This is a genomic window from Streptomyces sp. NPDC046887, assembly GCF_040644755.1.
Taxonomy (GTDB): domain Bacteria; phylum Actinomycetota; class Actinomycetes; order Streptomycetales; family Streptomycetaceae; genus Streptomyces; species Streptomyces lichenis.
Genome location: NZ_JBEYXH010000005.1, coordinates 237,770 through 256,437 on the forward strand (window position 1 = coordinate 237,770; position 18,668 = coordinate 256,437).

At 72.1% G+C, this 18,668-nt stretch carries 14 protein-coding genes and 1 pseudogene; 8 read left to right on the top strand and 7 right to left on the bottom strand.

What is annotated here, in order from left to right; translation table 11 throughout:
• Positions 1-74: 74 nt before the first annotated feature.
• Positions 75-722: an NAD(P)H-dependent oxidoreductase gene (locus ABZ945_RS08380; protein WP_361265887.1), complete on the bottom strand. Its 648-nt coding sequence runs from the start codon at positions 720-722 to the stop codon at positions 75-77.
• A gap of 258 nt (positions 723-980) precedes the next feature.
• Here ABZ945_RS08380 and ABZ945_RS08385 point away from each other — a divergent pair, with 258 nt between their 5' ends.
• Together ABZ945_RS08385 and ABZ945_RS08390 are read left to right on the top strand one after the other, a co-directional pair.
• Positions 981-1,670 (top strand): hypothetical protein, encoded by a 690-nt coding sequence (locus ABZ945_RS08385; protein WP_361265890.1) that lies wholly within the window; start codon positions 981-983, stop codon positions 1,668-1,670.
• A gap of 140 nt (positions 1,671-1,810) precedes the next feature.
• Positions 1,811-2,491: a class F sortase gene (locus ABZ945_RS08390; RefSeq protein WP_361265893.1), complete on the top strand. Its 681-nt coding sequence runs from the start codon at positions 1,811-1,813 to the stop codon at positions 2,489-2,491.
• Positions 2,492-2,509: 18 nt separating this feature from the next.
• Here the strand turns inward: ABZ945_RS08390 and ABZ945_RS08395 are convergent, their stop codons facing one another.
• On the bottom strand, positions 2,510-3,289 hold the full coding sequence (locus ABZ945_RS08395; protein ID WP_361265896.1) for a TSUP family transporter: 780 nt from the start codon (positions 3,287-3,289) through the stop codon (positions 2,510-2,512).
• Between the two features lie 280 nt (positions 3,290-3,569).
• On the opposite strand from ABZ945_RS08395, the gene ABZ945_RS08400 reads away from it, so the two are divergent.
• Positions 3,570-4,730, top strand: a complete 1,161-nt coding sequence (locus ABZ945_RS08400; RefSeq protein WP_361265899.1) for an alkaline phosphatase PhoX — start codon at positions 3,570-3,572, stop codon at positions 4,728-4,730.
• A 246-nt stretch (positions 4,731-4,976) separates the two neighbouring features.
• Here the strand turns inward: ABZ945_RS08400 and ABZ945_RS08405 are convergent.
• The 3 genes and pseudogenes from ABZ945_RS08405 to dusB all read right to left on the bottom strand — a co-directional run.
• Positions 4,977-5,951 (bottom strand): annotated as a pseudogene (locus tag ABZ945_RS08405) (winged helix-turn-helix domain-containing protein); the annotation flags it as partial.
• A gap of 889 nt (positions 5,952-6,840) precedes the next feature.
• Positions 6,841-9,552 carry a pyruvate, phosphate dikinase gene (gene ppdK / locus ABZ945_RS08410; RefSeq protein WP_361265902.1) on the bottom strand — a complete coding sequence of 904 codons (2,712 nt, stop codon included), beginning with the start codon at positions 9,550-9,552 and terminating at the stop codon, positions 6,841-6,843.
• 610 nt (positions 9,553-10,162) lie between these two features.
• On the bottom strand, positions 10,163-11,317 hold the full coding sequence (gene dusB, locus ABZ945_RS08415) for a tRNA dihydrouridine synthase DusB (protein WP_361265905.1): 1,155 nt from the start codon (positions 11,315-11,317) through the stop codon (positions 10,163-10,165).
• Positions 11,318-11,390: 73 nt separating this feature from the next.
• On the opposite strand from dusB, the gene ABZ945_RS08420 reads away from it, so the two are divergent.
• Positions 11,391-12,863 (top strand): MFS transporter, encoded by a 1,473-nt coding sequence (locus ABZ945_RS08420; protein WP_361265908.1) that lies wholly within the window; start codon positions 11,391-11,393, stop codon positions 12,861-12,863.
• A gap of 103 nt (positions 12,864-12,966) precedes the next feature.
• On the opposite strand, the gene ABZ945_RS08425 is transcribed toward ABZ945_RS08420, so the two are convergent.
• Positions 12,967-13,179, bottom strand: coding sequence for a DUF6243 family protein (locus tag ABZ945_RS08425; protein WP_361265911.1), 213 nt, complete (start codon positions 13,177-13,179; stop codon positions 12,967-12,969).
• Between the two features lie 257 nt (positions 13,180-13,436).
• On the opposite strand from ABZ945_RS08425, the gene ABZ945_RS08430 reads away from it, so the two are divergent.
• Both ABZ945_RS08430 and ABZ945_RS08435 read left to right on the top strand, forming a co-directional pair.
• Positions 13,437-14,456 carry an aldo/keto reductase gene (locus ABZ945_RS08430; protein WP_361265914.1) on the top strand — a complete coding sequence of 340 codons (1,020 nt, stop codon included), beginning with the start codon at positions 13,437-13,439 and terminating at the stop codon, positions 14,454-14,456.
• 32 nt (positions 14,457-14,488) lie between these two features.
• Positions 14,489-15,076 carry a TetR family transcriptional regulator gene (locus ABZ945_RS08435; protein WP_361265917.1) on the top strand — a complete coding sequence of 196 codons (588 nt, stop codon included), beginning with the start codon at positions 14,489-14,491 and terminating at the stop codon, positions 15,074-15,076.
• A 150-nt stretch (positions 15,077-15,226) separates the two neighbouring features.
• On the opposite strand, the gene ABZ945_RS08440 is transcribed toward ABZ945_RS08435, so the two are convergent.
• Positions 15,227-16,609 (bottom strand): glycine--tRNA ligase, encoded by a 1,383-nt coding sequence (locus tag ABZ945_RS08440; protein ID WP_248632167.1) that lies wholly within the window; start codon positions 16,607-16,609, stop codon positions 15,227-15,229.
• Positions 16,610-16,780: 171 nt separating this feature from the next.
• Here ABZ945_RS08440 and ABZ945_RS08445 point away from each other — a divergent pair, with 171 nt between their 5' ends.
• Both ABZ945_RS08445 and ABZ945_RS08450 read left to right on the top strand, forming a co-directional pair.
• Positions 16,781-17,776 carry a metal ABC transporter substrate-binding protein gene (locus tag ABZ945_RS08445; RefSeq protein WP_361265921.1) on the top strand — a complete coding sequence of 332 codons (996 nt, stop codon included), beginning with the start codon at positions 16,781-16,783 and terminating at the stop codon, positions 17,774-17,776.
• Between the two features lie 98 nt (positions 17,777-17,874).
• On the top strand, positions 17,875-18,666 hold the full coding sequence (locus ABZ945_RS08450; protein WP_361266015.1) for a metal ABC transporter ATP-binding protein: 792 nt from the start codon (positions 17,875-17,877) through the stop codon (positions 18,664-18,666).
• The last annotated feature ends 2 nt before the right edge of the window (positions 18,667-18,668 follow it).

Genomic DNA, 18,668 nt, shown 5'->3' on the forward strand with positions numbered 1-18,668 from the left:
TGATCTCCTCGGGCTACGGGGGGGGTGGGGGCGGGCGGCGGCGCCCCCACCGTACGCCGCGGGGCCCGGCCCCCTCATGCCCCGTACGGGCGTACCGCCTTGGCGTCCCGCAGGGCGTGCCCCCACCAGGCCAGCTGGTCGAGCAGCGTCTTGGCGGCGGCGTCCGGGACCGCCGGGTCGCGGTGGGCGCCCTCCTCGTCGAAGTGGCCGTGGGCACTGTGGAAGGAAACCGTGTCGCGGATGGTCACCGCGTGCATCTCGGCAAAGACCTGGCGCAGTTGCTCGACGGCCCGCAGCCCACCGGACAGTCCGCCGTACGACACAAAGGAGACGGGCTTGGCCTGCCACTCGGTGAAGTGCCAGTCGATCAGGCTCTTCAGGGCGGCGGGGAAGGAGTGGTTGTACTCGGGGGTCACCACGGTGAAGGCGTCCGCGGCGGCCAGCACCGGGCCGACCGCGGCCAGGGTGGCCGCCGCGGCCGGTCCGGGGTCGCGGGAGAGCCCGGTCGGCAGATCGGCCTCGGCCAGGTCGACCACGTCGACGGCGAACTCGGCGTGCTCCCGGGCATGGGCGAGGAACCAGTCGGCCACCACGGGGCCGAACCGCCCCTCGCGGTTGCTGGCCACGATGACGGCGAGCCGGAGCGGAACGGTACGCGGCCGGTCGTCGGGGAGCGGGCGGGTGGCGGTCTCGGGGGCGCTCGGGGCGCTGCTGCTCTGCATGGGCGACAGCCTCACTCCTCAAGCTTGGTTGAGGTCAAGCGACCGGCTCACCCGTTCGGCCGGATGACCGGCGTACGCCCTCGGGGACAGCGCTGAGCTGCGAGGACGTCCGCCGACACGGACCGGTCACGAGCCCGTACGCCGGAAACTGATGCGTTATCAGCAGGCGGGGCGCGGGCCCGGACCGTTACCTCGGAAAGGAGAAGACCAGGACATGACCAGGACATCCGTCCGACCGTGCGGCCCCGGAGGACCCCCATGCGCACCACTGCCCGCCCGCTGACCGGTACCGCACTGGCGGCCCTCGCCCTCGGCGCGCTCGCCGCACCGACCGCGTACGCGGGAGACCGCGGCTCGCTGGAGGTCTACCCCTCCCCCGCGAGCCCCGGCGACACCGTCACCGTCAACACCACCGCCTGCGGCAAGGACGGGCGCGGGGTGGGTGACGCGGAGTCCCTGGGAGCCGGGGAGTTCAAGCTGAAGCGGGGCACCCAGAAGGAGATCGTGGTCGGGCGCTTCACCGTGCCCAAGCACACCAAGTCGGGCACCTATGCGATAGCCGTGGCCTGCGACAACGGCAAGACCGCCACCGGCGACCTGATCGTCAAGCACTCCGGCGGACACGATTCCGGGGGCTCCGGGGGGCACGACTCCGGAGGCACCGGCGGCCACGACTCCGGAGGCCATGACTCCGGTGGGTCCAGCGGTGGGCACGACTGGGGCAGCGGGTCGTCCGGAGGCCATGAGTCCTCCGGGGGCCACGAGTCCTCCGAGGGCCATGAGGAGAGCGGTGGCCGCCACCCCAGCGGCCACGTCAAGACCGGTGTCGGCGGCAGCGTCGGCCCGGACACCACCCAGATCGCGGCGGGCGCGGGCGTACTGGCCGCCTCCGCCGCGGGCGGGCTGTGGTTCCTGCGTCGCCGGGCGAGCGGCACGCAGAACGGCTGACCGGGGTCCGTCCCCGAAGCCCCCGCCCCGCTCCCCGCCCCCGCCGCGTGTGTCCCTCCAGACCGCGGCGCGGGTGGGGAGCCCCATCACCCTCCCCACGATGAACGCCCCGCCCCCGCGCACCCGTCGAGGAGGCAGCCATGTCCGATCCCGCGCCCCAGCCCGGCAACGACAAGGCCCGCGGCAAGGGCTGGGGCCTGGCGGTCGCCGCCTTCGTCGGCCTCTGGCTGATCCAGAACGGCTCCGCGGACACCACCCCGCCGGTCCCCTCCGCGGCGCAGGCCTTCGCGGCCGGGCCGCACCAGCACACCTCCGCGGCCGCCGACCCGCTGCCGCCCGCGGCGCCCTACCGGGTGCGCATCCCCGACCTGAAGGTGGACGCCCCGCTCATGCGGCTGGGGCTGGCCTCCGACGGCGGTCTGGAGGTGCCGCCGGCCGCCAACCGGAACATCGCCGGCTGGTACGCGGAGGGGCCCGCCCCCGGCGCGGAGGGCGCCGCCGTCCTGGCCGGGCATGTGGACAACGACCAGGGGCCCGCGGTCTTCTACTCCCTGGGCACCCTGAAGAAGGGCCACCGGGTCGAGGTGGACCGCGCCGACGGCCGTACCGCCGTCTTCACCGTGGACGCGGTCGAGGTGTACGACAACGACGCCTTCCCCGACGACAAGGTCTACGGCGGGGCCGACCGCGCCGAGCTGAGGGTGATCACCTGCGGCGGCGCGTTCGACCGGCGGACCGGCGGCTACCAGGCCAATGTGGTCGCCTTCGGGCACCTCATCGGCGTACGGCAGACGGTGCCCACCGCCGTATCACGCGGTTGAACCACCCCCGCCCACGGCTCACCCCCACTGGTCGAAGGCCAGCTTGGCGACCAGCGAGAAGACCACCACCAGCAGCACCCCGCGGACGAACTCGGCGCCCCGGCTCAGCGCCATCCGCGCGCCCAGCATCGCGCCCGCCAGGTTGAACACCGCCATCAGCGCGGCCAGTTGCCAGAGCACCGTGCCCTGGTAGGCGAACATCGCCAGCGCGCCCGCGTTGGTGCAGACGTTCACGATCTTGGCCGTCGCGGAGGCGGTGACCAGGTTGAGATGGAGCACCGCGGTGAGCGCCAGCACCAGGAAGGTGCCGGTACCGGGGCCGAACAGGCCGTCGTAGAAGCCGATCCCGCCGCCGACGAGGACGATCGCGGTGACCGTGCGGCCCCGCCCGACCGGCCCGGAGGCGGCCGCGGCGGTGCCGAACCCGGGGCGTAGCACCACGAAGGCGGCCACCGCGAGCAGCACCACCATGATGACCGGGCGCAGCACCTCGCTGCTGATCCCGGCGGCGAAGAACGCCCCGCCCATCGACCCGGCCAGCGCCATCAGCCCGATCCGCACCGCCGTCGCCACGCTCACCGGGGCCTTGCGGGCGTAGGTGACGGCGGCGCCGGTGGTGCCGACGATGGCCACCGCCTTGTTGGTGCCGAGCACATGGGCGGCGGAGACCTGGGGCAGCCCCAGCAGCAGCGCGGGCAGCAGAAGCAGCCCGCCGCCGCCCACCACGGCGTCGATCCAGCCGGCCACCAGGGCGGCGAGGCAGAGCATGACCAGGGTGGCCAGGGAGATATCGGGCACGTAAGGACCCTAATCCGGTGACATCCATTACGTCCACCCCTTCCGAGGGCAGGCCGCCAAGTTGTACGCAATGGCCGCGGGCCCCTCGTTCACGGCCGCACAGCCGCCGTCCGGCCTTCATCGGGCGTTGGGGCCGTGTCCATGCCGGGCCCATGCCCGCCTCCTACGGTCCGGGGTCGAGTGAGACCCGCCGCGCCGGCCGGTGCGGCGGGCCGCACCCTTCGACGTGACGACATGAGGACGCGCGCCGGAGGGTTCACCGGACCCTGGAGTGAGACACGTGGAACGTCGCGGTTTTCTGCGCGGAGCGGTTGGCGGCGGTGCGGCGGCGGCCTTCGGCGGCGCCCTGATGGCGGGTGCGGCCTATGCGGCGCCCGCCCAGCCCGGCACCGGGCCGTACGGCGCCCTGCGCCCGGCGGACGCCAACGGCATCGCGCTGCCCGAGGGCTTCGGCAGCCGGGTGGTCGCCCGGTCCCGGCAGCGGGTCGGCACCACCTCGTACACCTGGCACGACGCACCCGACGGCGGCGCCTGCTTCGCCGACGGCACCGGCTGGATCTATGTCTCCAACTCGGAGGTGAGCCCCAACGGCGGGGCGAGCGCGCTGCGCTTCTCGGCGAGCGGCGCGATCACCGGCGCGTACCGGATCCTCTCCGGTACGCGCACCAACTGCGCGGGCGGGCGGACCCCGTGGAACACCTGGCTGTCCTGCGAGGAGGTCACCCGCGGCTACGTCTACGAGACCGACCCCTGGGGCGCGAAGGCGGCGGTGCGGCACCCCGCGATGGGGCTGTTCAAGCACGAGGCGGCGGCCGCCGACCCGGTCCGCAAGGTGGTCTACCTGACCGAGGACGAGACCGACGGCTGCTTCTACCGCTTCGTGCCGGCCGCCTGGGGCACCCTCTCCGCCGGCACCCTCCAGGTGCTGGTGGCGGGCTCGGCGACCTCCGGCACCTTCCGCTGGCAGGACGTACCCGACCCGGACGGCACCCCGACCACCACCCGCAACCAGGTGTCCGGCGCCAAGCGGTTCAACGGCGGCGAGGGCTGCCACTACGCCAATGACCACGTCTGGTTCACCACCAAGGGCGACAACCGGGTCTGGCGGCTGAACCTGGTGGCCGGCACCTACGAACTGGCCTACGACGACTCGCTGGTGCCCTCCGGCGCGGCGCCGCTCACCGGGGTGGACAACGTCACCGGCTCGTCCTCCGGCGATCTGTACATCGCGGAGGACGGCGGCAACATGGAGATCTGCCTGATCACCCCGGACGACACGGTGGCGCCCTTCCTGCGGATCTCCGGCCAGTCCGGCTCCGAGATCACCGGACCGGCCTTCTCACCGGACGGCCGGCGGCTGTACTTCTCCAGCCAGCGCGGCCCCTCCGGCAGCTCCTCGGGCGGCATCACCTACGAGGTGACCGGCCCGTTCCGCGCATAGCCCCCCGACCCGGCGTCACCGTCACGGCCCCACGGGGCCGTTCCACGCGTGGCGGCGGCGCGGGGGCGGGGCGCCGCCCCCGCCCCGGCGGGTACCGCCCTCCCCGCGGTGCCCGCCGGACTCCCGCAGCCGCCCCTCGGGCCCCTTGACCCGTCCCTCCGAGCCCTTGGCGCCCTTGACGCGCGCCTCGGCCTCCTTGAGCCGTCCGGCGCCCTCCAGGGGGCGCGCGGCGCCCGGGTGGGGGTGGCCGCCGTGCAGCAGGGCGGCGCCCAGCGGGGTCAGGGTGTGCAGCACCGAGCTGCCCTGGCGCATGGTCACCACCAGCCCGGCCTCCCGCAGCACCCCGGCGTGCTGACTGGCCGAGGCGAGCGACACCCCGGCGCGGCGGGCCAGTTCGCTGGTGGTGCCGCCGTGCCCGATGGCCCGCAGCACGGCCGAGCGGGTGTGCCCGACCAGCCGGCCGAGCGGGGAGGCGCCGCCGTCCGGGTTGACCGCCGCCGGGGCGTCGGTGTGGGTGACCGGGTAGACCAGCACCGGCGGCAGGTCCGGGTCGCGCAGTACCACCGGGGTGCCCCGGCAGAAGAACGAGGGCTGGAGCAGCAGGCCCCGGCCGTCCAGGTGCAGGTCCCGGTCGACCGGGTAGTCCGCCTCCAGCACCGGGGCCTGCCAGCGCAGCATCGGCGGCAGGGAGGCGAGCAGTTCCTCCGCCCCGCCGTCCAGCAGGGCGCGGCCCCGCAGCGCGCGGTCTGCCTCTATCCGGGACTCCACATAGGCCCAGGAGGGCTCGATGGCGGCCCGGTGGTAGCCGCGCAGCGCCGTCAGCAGCCGGCCGAAGGGCTCCGGGTCGCCCTGGGCGAGGTCGACCGCCCATCCGGGCAGCGGGGCGGCCACCGGGCGGGCGGCGGCGAGCAGGGCCAGCTCGGTGTGGACCCGGGCCGGCGGAGTGGCCCGGATCGCTTCCAGGCCGGACTCCAGCCCGTCCAGACCGGCCGCCGGGGTGAGGAAGTCGGGGAAGTAGCCGCGCTGCGGGACGAGCGCGCCGAGCAGTCTGGTCTCACCGCTCAGCCGGGCCCGGGCCTCCTCCCGCCAGGCCCCGAAGACCAGCGGGCCGCGCCGGTCCCGCAACCTGTGAAAGCTGAGAATCGTTTCCCACAACGCATCCGGCCGGGCCGCCATCCGTATGGCAGCGAGGTCGTTCCCGGTGAAATGAATACGCAGCACTGAACCCCCACCTGTTGCATCCGCAATCACCCCCGGCATTGAGTATGCATGCCATCACAGCACGTTACCACGGTGTTTCAGCCACAGTTGAAACGCGTCGCGGAGGATGGGGTTCAGCCGAAAAGCTGTAGCCCGTCGGAACGGGAAACCTTCAGGACCGAGGTGACGCGTCAGAAGACCGTGGGGGGCTTCGCGCGTCCGGCGGCGGACCTGAAAGGTTGCGGCTCTCCCGACCGACATGGGTAATGGGGCGCGGCCACTGGGTGGGGATCCGGTGGCCGCGCCTCACCCGTTCTTTGCTTGGCGAATGGCGCAATTACGCCGGGTGGACACCACATGAATCCCGTGAAACGTCCGCCGTTCAACAGGCGGGAATTCAACGGACCGCGAACCGCAATACATGTACCTACATACGCCTTCCGGGAACGCCATTTCCCGGCACTCGCTCCCCCAGGCCCCCCGAGACGATACACGCCCTCCCCACCGCACGACCCCCCGGCCCCCACCGACCGCCGCCACCCTGCCGCCGGCAGCGCCCCCGTGGCGCCCATGAGTTGGTCCGTGCCCCGGCCCGCCGCCGGCGCGCCCCGGGCCCCGGCCGCCCGCACCCCGCCCGCGCACGCGTCCGACCGCCCGCACCCGCTCGCGCACGTCCCCCGTGCCCCCGCACCCCGCTTGCCCGCGGCGGCGTCCGCGCACACGACGACGCGGCGGACACCTCCGCACAAAGGTGTCCGCCGCGTCGCTCCCCGCGTCCCGGGGCCGCCGCCTGGCCGGTGAGGGTCAGATGGGCCGGCGGCGGCCCCGGTGGGCCCGTCGGGCGGGCCGGCGAGGCAGGCCGGTCAGGCGGGTGGCCCCCCGCCCTGGACCGGCCCGCCGGTCAGCGCGGCTAGCGGCTGTCGCTGCCGTTGGAGTACGCGGCCGCCCGGCCCGCCTCCAGCCTCGCCACCGGGATCCGGAACGGCGAGCAGGAGACGTAGTCGAGGCCGACCTCGTGGAAGAAGTGCACCGACTCCGGGTCGCCGCCGTGCTCGCCGCAGACGCCGAGCTTGAGGTCCGGGCGGGTGGCCCGGCCGGCCTCGACCGCGCTCTTCACCAGCGCGCCGACACCGTCCCGGTCGATCGTCTCGAACGGGGAGACCCCGAAGATGCCCTTCTCCAGGTACGCGGTGAAGAAGCTGGCCTCCACGTCGTCCCGGGAGAAGCCCCACACCGTCTGGGTGAGGTCGTTGGTGCCGAAGGAGAAGAACTCGGCGCTCTCGGCGATCTGGCCGGCCGTCAGCGCGGCGCGCGGCAGCTCGATCATGGTGCCCAGGGCGAGCTTCAGCTCCACCCCGGTGGCCGCCTGCACCTCGGTGATGACCTGCTCGGCCTCGTCGCGGACGATCTCCAGCTCCTGGACGGTGCCGACCAGCGGGATCATGATCTCGGCGCGCGGGTCGCCCTTGGCGTCGATCCGCTCGGCGGCGGCCTCGGCGATGGCGCGGACCTGCATGGTGAACAGGCCGGGGATGACCAGGCCGAGCCGTACGCCGCGCAGGCCCAGCATCGGGTTCTGCTCGTGCAGCCGGTGTACGGCCTGGAGCAGCCGCAGCTCGTTCTCGTGCGGCTCCTTGCGGGACTCGGCCAGGGCCACCCGTACCGACAGCTCGGTGATGTCGGGCAGGAACTCGTGCAGCGGCGGGTCCAGCAGCCGTACGGTGACGGGCAGCCCGTCCATCGCCTCGAACAGCTCCACGAAGTCCTGCTTCTGCAGCGGCAGCAGGGCCTTCAGGGCGTCGTCGCGCTCGGCGTCGGTGTCGGCGAGGATCAGCCGCTCCACGTACTCCCGGCGCTCGCCGAGGAACATGTGCTCGGTGCGGCACAGGCCGATGCCCTGGGCGCCGAACCGGCGGGCGCGCAGCGCGTCCTCGGCGTTGTCGGCGTTGGCCCGCACCCGCAGCCGGCGGCGGCGGTCGGCGTAGGCCATCATCCGGTGCACGGACTCGACCAGCTCGTCGGCGTCGTCGGCGCCGGCGTGCATCCGGCCCTCGAAGTACTCGACCACCGGGGAGGGCACGACCGGCACCTCGCCGAGGTAGACCTTGCCGGTGGAGCCGTCGATGGAGACGGTGTCGCCCTCCTCCACCACCTGCCCGCCGGGCACGGTCATCCGGCGGCGCTTGGTGTCGACCTCCAGCTCCTCGGCGCCGCAGACACAGGTCTTGCCCATGCCGCGGGCGACCACGGCGGCGTGCGAGGTCTTGCCGCCGCGGGAGGTGAGGATGCCCTCGGCGGCGATCATGCCGTCCAGGTCGTCGGGGTTGGTCTCGCGGCGGATCAGGATGACCTTCTCGCCGGAGCGGGACCACTTCACCGCGGTGTACGAGTCGAAGACGGCCTTGCCGACCGCCGCGCCCGGCGAGGCGGCGATGCCCCGGCCGGCCTGCTGGACGTCCGCCTTCTCGTCGAAGCGCGGGAACATCAGCTGGGCGAGCTGGGCGCCGTTGACCCGCTGGAGCGCCTCGGCCTGGTCGATCAGGCCCTGGTCCACCAGCTGGGTGGCGATCCGGAAGGCGGCACCGGCGGTGCGCTTGCCGACCCGGGTCTGGAGCATCCAGAGCTGGCCGCGCTCGATGGTGAACTCGATGTCGCAGAGATCCTTGTAGTGGTTCTCCAAGGTCTCCATGATCTGCATCAGCTTGTCGTAGGAGACCTTGTCGATCGACTCCAGGTCGGCCAGCGGCACGGTGTTGCGGATGCCGGCAACGACGTCCTCGCCCTGCGCGTTCTGGAGGTAGTCGCCGTAGACGCCCTGGTGGCCGGAGGCCGGATCGCGGGTGAAGGCGACACCGGTGCCGGAGTCGGGGCCGAGGTTGCCGAAGACCATCGAGCAGACGTTGACCGCGGTGCCCAGGTCGTGCGGGATGCGCTCCTGGCGGCGGTAGAGCTTGGCCCGGTCGGTGTTCCAGGAGTTGAAGACCGCCTCGATGGCGAGGTCCATCTGCTCGCGCGGGTCCTGCGGGAACTCCCGGCCGGCCTCGGCGGTGACGATCTTCTTGAACTGCTTGACCAGCTTCTTGAGGTCGGCGGCGGCCAGGTCGGTGTCGACCGTGACCTTCTTGGCCCGCTTGGCCTCCTCCAGCGCCTCCTCGAAGAGCTCGCCGTCGACGTCCAGCACGGTCTTGCCGAACATCTGGATGAGGCGGCGGTAGGAGTCCCAGGCGAACCGCTCGTCGCCGGCCTGCCGGGCCAGCCCCTCCACGGACGTGTCGGAGAGTCCGATGTTGAGGACGGTGTCCATCATGCCGGGCATGGAGAACTTGGCGCCGGAGCGTACGGAGACCAGCAGCGGGTCGTCGGCCTGGCCGAGCTTCTTGCCCATGGCCCGCTCAAGGGCCTCCAGATGGGCGCTGACCTCGGCACGGAGTGCCGCGGGCTCCTCGCCGCTCTCCAGGTAGACCTTGCAGGCCTCGGTGGTGATCGTGAACCCGGGGGGTACCGGCAGTCCGAGATTGGTCATCTCGGCCAGGTTGGCGCCCTTGCCACCGAGCAGGTCCTTCAGGTCCTTGTTGCCCTCGGTGAAGTCGTACACGAACTTCTGATCTTTGTTTTCCGACACGGTCTCGACTCCTCGGGACGCGGTGGCTGCCCTGACGGCGAGAACATACCCAGATCGAAGGCTTCTCGGTACGTCCGCTTGTCGGTCGCTCGGTCGTAACCACTCGTCCGCCAGCAGATCGCAGGTGACCAGGGCGCAGGCCGGGGAGCCTCACCCGTTCACCCCCCGAAGCCCGTTTGGGGAAACACTGGCCCTGATCGCTCATCTGAGCGTACAGGCCGACCATATGAGTTCACTTATTGAACACAGGAGGGATGGCACTCCGTGCCACCCCTTGAGAAGGTGCAGCCACTCTCTTACTGCTCATATGAGCGGAGGTCCGATCAGGGGTGGCGAGAATCACGCGCCTCCGACCCGCTCCGATCCCAGTATCCGGACTTCTCCGGAGCCCCGCGCGGCGACACGGAGACGGCGCGAGAAGCGCACGAAAAGGGCGGATGCCCCAGGTGAGCGCACCCGGACCACCCGCCCCCGCCGACCACACCAGGCCTCGTCCGCGACCCCGTACGACCTCGTACGGCCTGGTTGCGATCGGTACCGGCCAATCCCCACCTCCCGGCGGGGACCGCCTCTCCCGCCCATTCCCCCACCTCTCCGGTGGGGCGCGGCCTCACCCGCCCGAGGTGTCCAGCTCCGCGTCCTCGCCGACGCCCGCGCAGTCGTACGGGTCCTTGAGCCAGCCGTCCGGCATGACGACCCGGTTGTTGCCGGAGGTCCGGCCCCGAGGGCCGTCCGCGCCGAGCGGCCAGGACTGGTCCAGATCCAGCTCGCTCAACTGAGCGGACAGCTCGTCCAGCGAGGAGGTCACCGCCAGCCGCCGCCGCATCTCCGAGCCGACCGCGAAGCCCTTCAGATACCAGGCCACATGCTTGCGGAAGTCGATGACGCCACGGGACTCGTCGCCGATCCACTCCCCCAGCAGCGTGGCGTGCCGCACCATCACCTCGGCCACCTCGCGCAGCGAGGGCGCGGCCGGGCCGCCGGTGCCCTCGAAGGCGGCCACCAGATCGCCGAACAGCCAGGGGCGGCCCAGGCAGCCGCGGCCCACCACCACCCCGTCGCAGCCGGTCTCCCGCATCATCCGCAGCGCGTCCTCGGCGCACCAGATGTCGCCGTTGCCGAGCACCGGGATCTCCGGGACGTGCTCCTTCAGCCGGGCGATGGCGTCCCAGTCGGCGGTGCCGCCGTAGTGCTGGGCGGCGGTGCGGCCGTGCAGCGCGATCGCGGTGACGCCCTCCTCCACGGCGATCCGCCCGGCGTCCAGGAAGGTGATGTGGTCGTCGTCGATGCCCTTGCGCATCTTCATGGTGACCGGCAGCTCGCCCGCGTTGCCGACCGCCTCGTTCAGGATCGCCCGCAGCAGCGGCCGCTTGTACGGCAGCGCCGAGCCGCCGCCCTTGCGGGTGACCTTGGGCACCGGGCAGCCGAAGTTGAGGTCGATGTGGTCGGCCAGGTCCTCGTCCACGATCATGCGGACCGCCTTGCCGACGGTGACCGGGTCCACCCCGTACAGCTGGATCGAGCGCGGCGTCTCGCTCGCGTCGAAGTGGATCAGCTGCATGGTCTTCTCGTTCCGCTCGACCAGCGCCCGAGTGGTGATCATCTCGCTGACGAACAGCCCCTTGCCCCCACTGAACTCCCGGCACAGAGTCCGGAACGGGGCGTTCGTGATACCGGCCATCGGGGCGAGCACCACCGGCGGCTGCACGGTGTGCGGCCCGATGGCGAGCGGGGCGTGCGTGGAGGAGGGAGCAAGCGCGGTCATGCCGTCCATTGTCACCCACGCCCTGGGGAGGTTCGTTAGTTAGGCGTACTTAGTGAGGGGTTACGTTGGAGATATGCCCGATCTCACCTCCCGCCGGCGGCTGCTGGTGCTGGCGATCTGCTGTATGAGCCTGCTGATCGTCAGCCTGGACAACACCGTGCTGAACGTGGCGCTGCCCTCCATGCGCCGGGAGTTCGACGCCTCCGTCTCCGGGATGCAGTGGACCATCGACGCCTACACCGTCGTCCTGGCCTCGCTGCTGATGCTCGCGGGCTCCACAGCGGACCGCCTGGGCCGCCGCCGGGTCTTCATGACCGGCCTCGTGCTCTTCACCGTCGGCTCGGCGCTCTGCTCCCTCGCCCCCAGCCTCACCGCGCTGGTGGTCTTCCGGATGGTGCAGGCGGTGGGCGGCTGCATGCTCAACCCGGTGGCGATGTCGATCATCACCAACACCTTCACCGACCCGCGGGAGCGGGCCCGGGCGATCGGCGTCTGGGGAGGGGTGGTCGGCATCTCGATGGCCGCCGGGCCGCTGGTCGGCGGGGTGCTGACCGAGACGGTCGGCTGGCGGGCGATCTTCTGGATCAACCTGCCCGTCGGACTGGCCGCCCTCCTCCTCACCTGGCGGTACGTCCCGGAGTCCCGAGCCCCCAAGCCGCGCCGGGTCGATCCGGTGGGCCAGCTGCTGGTCATGGTGCTGCTCGGCTCGCTGACCTTCGGCATCATCGAGGCCCCCGACGCGGGCTTCACCTCCCCCCTGGTCGCCGTCTGCGCGGCGCTCGCCCTGGCCGCCCTCCTCGCCCTCCTCCGCTACGAGCCGAGGCGCACCGAGCCCCTGATCGACCTGCGCTTCTTCCGCAGCGCCCCGTTCAGCGGGGCGACGGTCATCGCGATCTGCGCGTTCGCCGCGCTGGGCGGCTTCCTCTTCGTCAACACGCTCTACCTCCAGGAGGTGCGCGGGCTCTCCGCCCTCCACGCCGGCCTCTACATGCTGCCGATGGCGGCGCTCACCCTGGTCTGCGCCCCGCTCTCCGGGCGGCTGGTCGGCAGCCGGGGCCCACGGCTGCCGCTGCTGGTGGCCGGGGTGGCGCTGACCGCGAGCGGGGTGCTGTTCGCCGCGCTGGACGCCGAGACCAGCCTGCCCCTCCTCTTCACCGGCTACGTCCTGTTCGGCCTGGGCTTCGGCATGGTGAACGCCCCGATCACCAACACCGCCGTCTCCGGGATGCCGCGCGCCCAGGCCGGGGTGGCCTCCGCGGTGGCGTCCACCAGCCGCCAGATCGGTACGACGCTGGGCGTGGCCGTCATCGGCGCGGTGCTCGCCTCGGGGATGGCCGCCGGGGGCGGCGGGTCGGGCTCCATGGGCGACTTCGTGGCGGCGAGCCGCACCGCCTGGTGGGTGCTGGCCGGCTGCGGACTGGCCGTGCTCCTGGTCGGCGCGGCGACCAGCGGCGCCTGGGCCCGCGCCACCGCCGAACGCACCGCCCGCCGCCTGACCGCCCCGGACCAGCCCGCCCCGGCCCCGGCGAACGCGGACCGCCGCTGACGGTCCCCGAGGGGTACGGCTCCAGGAGTACGGGCAAGGGCCCGGGACGCCCGCGCAAGCGGTGCCGTCCCGGGCCCTCGGTGTCTCTGTTGCCCCTACCCGCCTACTCGGCGGCGGAGGCCTGCTGCCCCTGGTCCTGCCCCTGACCCTCGCTCTGCTGGGCGCGCTCACGCATCTTGCGCAGCAGCTCCTGCTTCTGGTCGTCGGCGGAACGGCGGTCCTCGGCGCGCGCGGACGGCGAGCCGGGCTCACCGTTCTTGGACAGCTTGCGGCGCTGTCCGCCGACGCCGAGCAGGTTGTTGCGGCTCTTGGCCATGGTGTCTCCCTCACAGGGATCGAGTGGATGGACGTCTGTCGGGCGCGGTGCGGGTGTGTCCCCCGCGCGCGCTCACTCGTAGAGAGGGAGATTCGCCATAGGGCGACCCTAGTCCACCTCCACCCCACCCCCGCACCCGATTTTCCGATGGCGTCTTCACTCCATCGAGTGACTGACAGATATTGAAATCTGTCATCGCATGTTCCATACTCATACACAGCGCCAACCGAACCGACCCCTCTCTCCCAGGAGCCGACATGACCACCACATCGCTCCCCCACCGCACCCTGGGCCGCACCGGACCTGAGGTCTCGGCCCTCGGCCTCGGCTGCATGGGGATGTCCGCGCTGTACGGCGAGGCCGACCGCGGCGAGGCCATCGCCACCGTGCACGCCGCCCTGGCCGCCGGCGTCACCCTGCTCGACACCGGCGACTTCTACGGCATGGGCCACAACGAGCTGCTGATCAACGAGGCCCTGCGCACCGCCCCCGCCGCCGACCGGGATCGCGCCCTGGTCAGCGTGAAGTTCGGCGCCCTGCGGGACGTCCACGGCGCCTTCCTCGGCTACGACGGCCGCCCCGCCGCGGTGAAGAACTTCGCGGCGTACTCACTCCAGCGCCTGGGTACCGACCACATCGACGTCTACCGGATCGCCCGCCTCGACCCGGATGTGCCGGTGGAGGAGACCGTCGGGGCCATCGCCGAGCTGGTCGAGTCCGGCCATGTGCGCCATATCGGCCTGTCCGAGGTCGGCGCCGAGAGCCTGCGCCGGGCCGCCGCCGTGGCCCCGATCTCCGACCTCCAGATCGAGTACAGCCTGATCTCCCGCTCCATCGAGGCCGAGATCCTGCCCACCGCCCGTGAGCTGGGCATCGGGATCACCGCGTACGGGGTGCTGTCCCGCGGCCTGATCAGCGGGCACTTCAGCCGGGACCGCGAGCTGGGCACCGGCGACTTCCGTGCCATGAGCCCCCGCTTCCAGGGCGACAACCTCGACCGCAACCTCGACCTGGTGGACAAGCTGCGCGAGATCGCCGACGCCAAGGGGGTCTCGGTCGCCCAGACCGCCATCGCCTGGGTGCTGGCCCAGGGCGAGGACATCGTCCCGCTGATCGGCGCCCGCCGCCGCGACCGGCTGGCCGAGGCGCTCGGAGCCCTGGCCGTCACCCTGGACGCCGGTGACCTCGCCGCGATCGAGAAGGCGGTGCCCGCGGGCGCGGCGGCGGGCGAGCGGTATCCGTCCGCCCAGATGGCCCATCTGGACAGCGAGCGCTGACGCCCTCCGCGAGACGGGTACCGTCACCTTCCATGAGCAGTGAAGCGCTGACCCCGGACCGCATCCTCGAAGCCACCGAGGAGGTCCTGCGCCGCTACGGCCCGGCCAAGGCCACGGTCGTCGACGTGGCCCGGGCGCTCGGGGTGAGCCATGGCAGCGTCTACCGCCACTTCCGCACCAAGGCGGCGCTGCGGGAGGCGGTCACCCAGCGCTGGCTGGGCCGCACCGAGGAGCTGCTCGCCGAGACCACCGCCTCCCCGGACACCGGCCCCGGGCCGGAGAAGCTGCGGGCCTGGCTCGCCCGCCTCTTCGACGCCAAGCGGCACAAGGCGGGCGACGACCCGGAGCTGTTCGCCACTTACAGCGCGCTGATCGACGACAGCAGCACGGTGGTGGAGCGCCATATCGACATACTGCTCGGGCAGGTCGGCCACATCATCGAGGAGGGCGTCCAGGCCGGCCGCTTCACCCCGACCGACCCGGCCCAGAGTGCCCGCGCCGTCTTCGACGCCACCTCCCGCTTCCATGACCCCGCCTACGCCCCGGTGTGGTCCTCCGAAGGCATCGAGGCCGAGTTCACCGCCGTCACCGACCTCATCCTCCGCGGCCTGCGCCCGTAACCGCGCCGGCTCAGAGCGGGCCCGCGCGACGTCCGGCAGGCATAGGCGCCGGGCGGTGGCCCGGGCGGCACTCCGTACGGCCGAGGCCCCCGGCTCGTACCTCGGGGGTACGGGGCGGGGGCCTCGGGTCGCGCGGCGGGAGCCGGGGGGTCAGCAGCCGAGGAGGCGGCTGCCCAGGTAGCCCTGGATCTGGTCCAGGGAGACGCGCTCCTGCTTCATGGTGTCGCGCTCGCGGACGGTGACCGCGTTGTCGTCCAGGGTGTCGAAGTCGACGGTGACGCAGAACGGGGTGCCGATCTCGTCCTGGCGGCGGTAGCGGCGGCCGATGGCGCCGGCGTCGTCGAAGTCGATGTTCCAGTTCTTGCGCAGGTCCGCGGCGAGGCCCTTGGCCTTGGGCGAGAGCTGCGGGTTGCGGGAGAGCGGCAGGACCGCGACCTTGACCGGCGCCAGGCGCGGGTCGAGGCGCATCACGGTGCGCTTCTCCATGACGCCCTTGGCGTTGGGCGCCTCGTCCTCGTTGTAGGCGTCGAGGAGGAAGGCCAGCATGGCCCGGCCCACGCCCGCCGCCGGCTCGATGACGTAAGGGGTCCAGCGCTCGCCGGCCTCCTGGTCGAAGTACGACAGGTCGGTGCCGGAGGCCTTGGAGTGCGCGCCGAGGTCGTAGTCGGTGCGGTTGGCCACGCCCTCCAGCTCACCCCACTCGCTCCCGCCGAAGGAGAAGCGGTACTCGATGTCGGCGGTGCGCTTGGAGTAGTGGGAGAGCTTCTCCGCCGGGTGCTCGTACCAGCGCATGTTCTCCTCGCGGAGACCCAGGTCGCGGTACCAGTTCCAGCGCTGCTCCATCCAGTATTCCTGCCACTGCTCGTCCTCGCCCGGCTTGACGAAGAACTCCATCTCCATCTGCTCGAACTCGCGGGTCCGGAAGATGAAGTTGCCCGGAGTGATCTCGTTCCGGAAGGACTTGCCCATCTGCGCGATGCCGAACGGCGGCTTCTTGCGCGAGGTCTGCTGCACCTGGGCGAAGTTGGTGAAGATGCCCTGGGCGGTCTCGGGGCGCAGGTAGGCGACGGAGCCGGAGTCCTGGGTCGGGCCGAGGTGGGTGGAGAGCAGGCCGGAGAACTGCTTGGGCTCGGTGAAGGTGCCCTTGTTGCCGCAGTTGGGGCAGTTGAGGTCCTTCAGGCCGTTCTCCGGGAGGCGGCCGTGCTTCTCCTCGTAGGCCTCCTCCAGGTGGTCGGCGCGGTAGCGCTTGTGGCAGGAGGTGCACTCGGTGAGCGGGTCGGTGAAGGTGGCGACGTGCCCGGACGCCTCCCAGACCTCGGTGGCCAGGATGACCGAGGAGTCGATGCCGACGACGTCCTCACGCGAGGTGACCATGTAACGCCACCACTGGCGCTTGATGTTCTCCTTCAGCTCGACACCCAGCGGTCCGTAGTCCCAGGCGGCGCGCTGCCCGCCGTAGATCTCGCTGCAGGGGTAGACGAAGCCACGGCGCTTGCTCAGGCTGACGATGGTGTCGATCTTGTCGGCGGCCACGGTGCTCTCTTCAGTACGACGGTGACGAACGGCGCTTGCGAATGATTCAGATTACCGGCGGGCGCACCCCCGGGACCAAATCGGTGGCCCCCAAAGCCCGATCGGGGTGTGGCTCAGGGCACTGAGGATCCTTGTTGACAACCGTTTCCAATATTGTTGAAAATGACTGTCATGAGAGTACGCCGTTCGATACCTTCCGTCCCCGCCTCCACCACCGCTGTCGCCGCCGCCGTCGCCCTCGGTCTGCTCACCCTGACCGCCTGCGGCGACTCCGGCGGCAGCACGGGCGCGGGCTCGGACGGCAAGGTCGACGTGGTGGCGTCCTTCTACCCCATGCAGTTCCTGGCCGAGCGGATCGGCGGCCGGCACGTCGAGGTCACCACGCTGACCCAGCCGGGCGTCGAACCGCACGACCTGGAGCTCAAGCCCCGGCAGATCGGCCAGCTCGGCGAGGCCGACTACGTCCTCTACCTCAAGGGCCTCCAGCCCGCCGCAGACGAGGCCATCGCCCAGTCCGAGGCGAAGAAGACCGTCGACGCCGGCTCGCTGACCGCCCTGGAGGAGCACGGCGCCTCCACCGAGGGCCACAGCCATGAGCACGGGGACGAGCACGGCGAGGAAGGCCATGACCACGGGCACGAGGGCGGCACCGACCCACACGTCTGGCTGGACCCGGTGAAGTACGCCGAGATCGCCAAGGGCGTCGGGGACTCGCTGGCCGAGACCGACCCGGACCACGCGGCGGACTACCGGAAGAACACCGACGCCCTGGTCAAGGAGCTGACCGCGCTCGACACCGCGTACGACAGCGGGCTGAAGAACACCTCCACCCGCACCTTCATCACCACCCACGCCGCCTTCGGCTACCTCGCCGAGCGCTACGGGCTGGACCAGGAGGGCATCTCCGGGGTGAGCCCCGAGGCCGAGCCCAGCCCGGCCCGGATCAAGGAGCTCCAGTCCATCGCCAAGAAGGACAAGGTGAGCACCGTCTTCTTCGAGACCCTGGCCAGCGACCGGACGGCGAAGACCCTGGCCCGGGACACCGGGCTGAAGACCGCGGTGCTCGACCCGCTGGAGGGCATCACCGACCGCTCCAAGGGCGACGACTACCTCCAGGTCATGCGGTCCAACCTGACCGCCCTGAAGCAGGCACTGGGGGCCCGATGACCCGAGCCCCGGCCGGAGGACGGATCGGCCGCCAGCGCGGCGGCCCGTCCGCGGCGCCGAAGATCCCCGAAGCGCACCGCGAGCCGATCGAGGACACCATGGAAACCGTGGAGAGAGTGGAGAGAACCGAGCCCGAGCCCGTCATAGCCCTCCGCGCGGCCACCGCCACGCTGGGCGCGCGGCCCGTGCTGCGCGGCATCGACCTCACCGTCCACCGCGGCGAGGTGGTCGCCCTGCTCGGCGCCAACGGCTCCGGCAAGTCCACCGCCGTCCGCTCGGCGATCGGGCAGGTGCCGCTGACCGGCGGCTCCGTCGCCCTCTTCGGCACCGAGCTGCGGCGCTTCCGCGACTGGGCCCGGGTCGGCTACGTCCCGCAGCGCACCACCGCCGCCGGCGGGGTGCCCGCCACCGTCCGCGAGGTCGTCTCCTCGGGCCGGCTGTCCCGGACGAGGCTCGGCTGGCCCCGGCGTGCCGACCGGGCCGCCGTGGACCGGGCCATCGAGCTGGTGGGCCTCGCCGACCGGGCGAAGGACTCGGTGAGCGCGCTCTCCGGCGGCCAGCACCAGCGGGTGCTGATCGCCCGGGCGCTCGCCGCCGAACCGGAGCTGCTGATCATGGACGAGCCGATGGCGGGCGTGGACCTGGCCAGCCAGGGGGTGCTGGCCACCACCCTGCGCGAGCAGGTGGCGAACGGCGCCACCGTCCTCCTCGTCCTGCACGAGCTGGGCCCGCTGGAGCCGCTGATCGACCGCGCGGTGGTGCTGCGGGACGGCTGCGTGGTCCACGACGGGCCGCCGCCGGAGGCCGTCGGCCAGCACGCGCTGCCCGGCCACGACCACGTACATCCGCACGCGGCCGACGAGCCGCTCCGCACGGGACTGCTCACCTGACC

Excerpts from the sequence above, each read along its gene's own strand:
- ABZ945_RS08420 (WP_361265908.1), top strand. The coding sequence starts at position 11,391 with ATGCCCGATCTCACCTCCCGCCGGCGGCTGCTGGTGCTGGCGATCTGC.
- ABZ945_RS08450 (WP_361266015.1), top strand. The coding sequence starts at position 17,875 with ATGGAAACCGTGGAGAGAGTGGAGAGAACCGAGCCCGAGCCCGTCATA.
- ABZ945_RS08380 (WP_361265887.1), bottom strand. The coding sequence starts at position 722 with ATGCAGAGCAGCAGCGCCCCGAGCGCCCCCGAGACCGCCACCCGCCCG.
- ABZ945_RS08425 (WP_361265911.1), bottom strand. The coding sequence starts at position 13,179 with ATGGCCAAGAGCCGCAACAACCTGCTCGGCGTCGGCGGACAGCGCCGC.
- ABZ945_RS08385 (WP_361265890.1), top strand. The coding sequence starts at position 981 with ATGCGCACCACTGCCCGCCCGCTGACCGGTACCGCACTGGCGGCCCTC.
- ABZ945_RS08435 (WP_361265917.1), top strand. The coding sequence starts at position 14,489 with ATGAGCAGTGAAGCGCTGACCCCGGACCGCATCCTCGAAGCCACCGAG.
- ABZ945_RS08445 (WP_361265921.1), top strand. The coding sequence starts at position 16,781 with ATGAGAGTACGCCGTTCGATACCTTCCGTCCCCGCCTCCACCACCGCT.
- ABZ945_RS08430 (WP_361265914.1), top strand. The coding sequence starts at position 13,437 with ATGACCACCACATCGCTCCCCCACCGCACCCTGGGCCGCACCGGACCT.
- ABZ945_RS08390 (WP_361265893.1), top strand. The coding sequence starts at position 1,811 with ATGTCCGATCCCGCGCCCCAGCCCGGCAACGACAAGGCCCGCGGCAAG.
- dusB (WP_361265905.1), bottom strand. The coding sequence starts at position 11,317 with ATGACCGCGCTTGCTCCCTCCTCCACGCACGCCCCGCTCGCCATCGGG.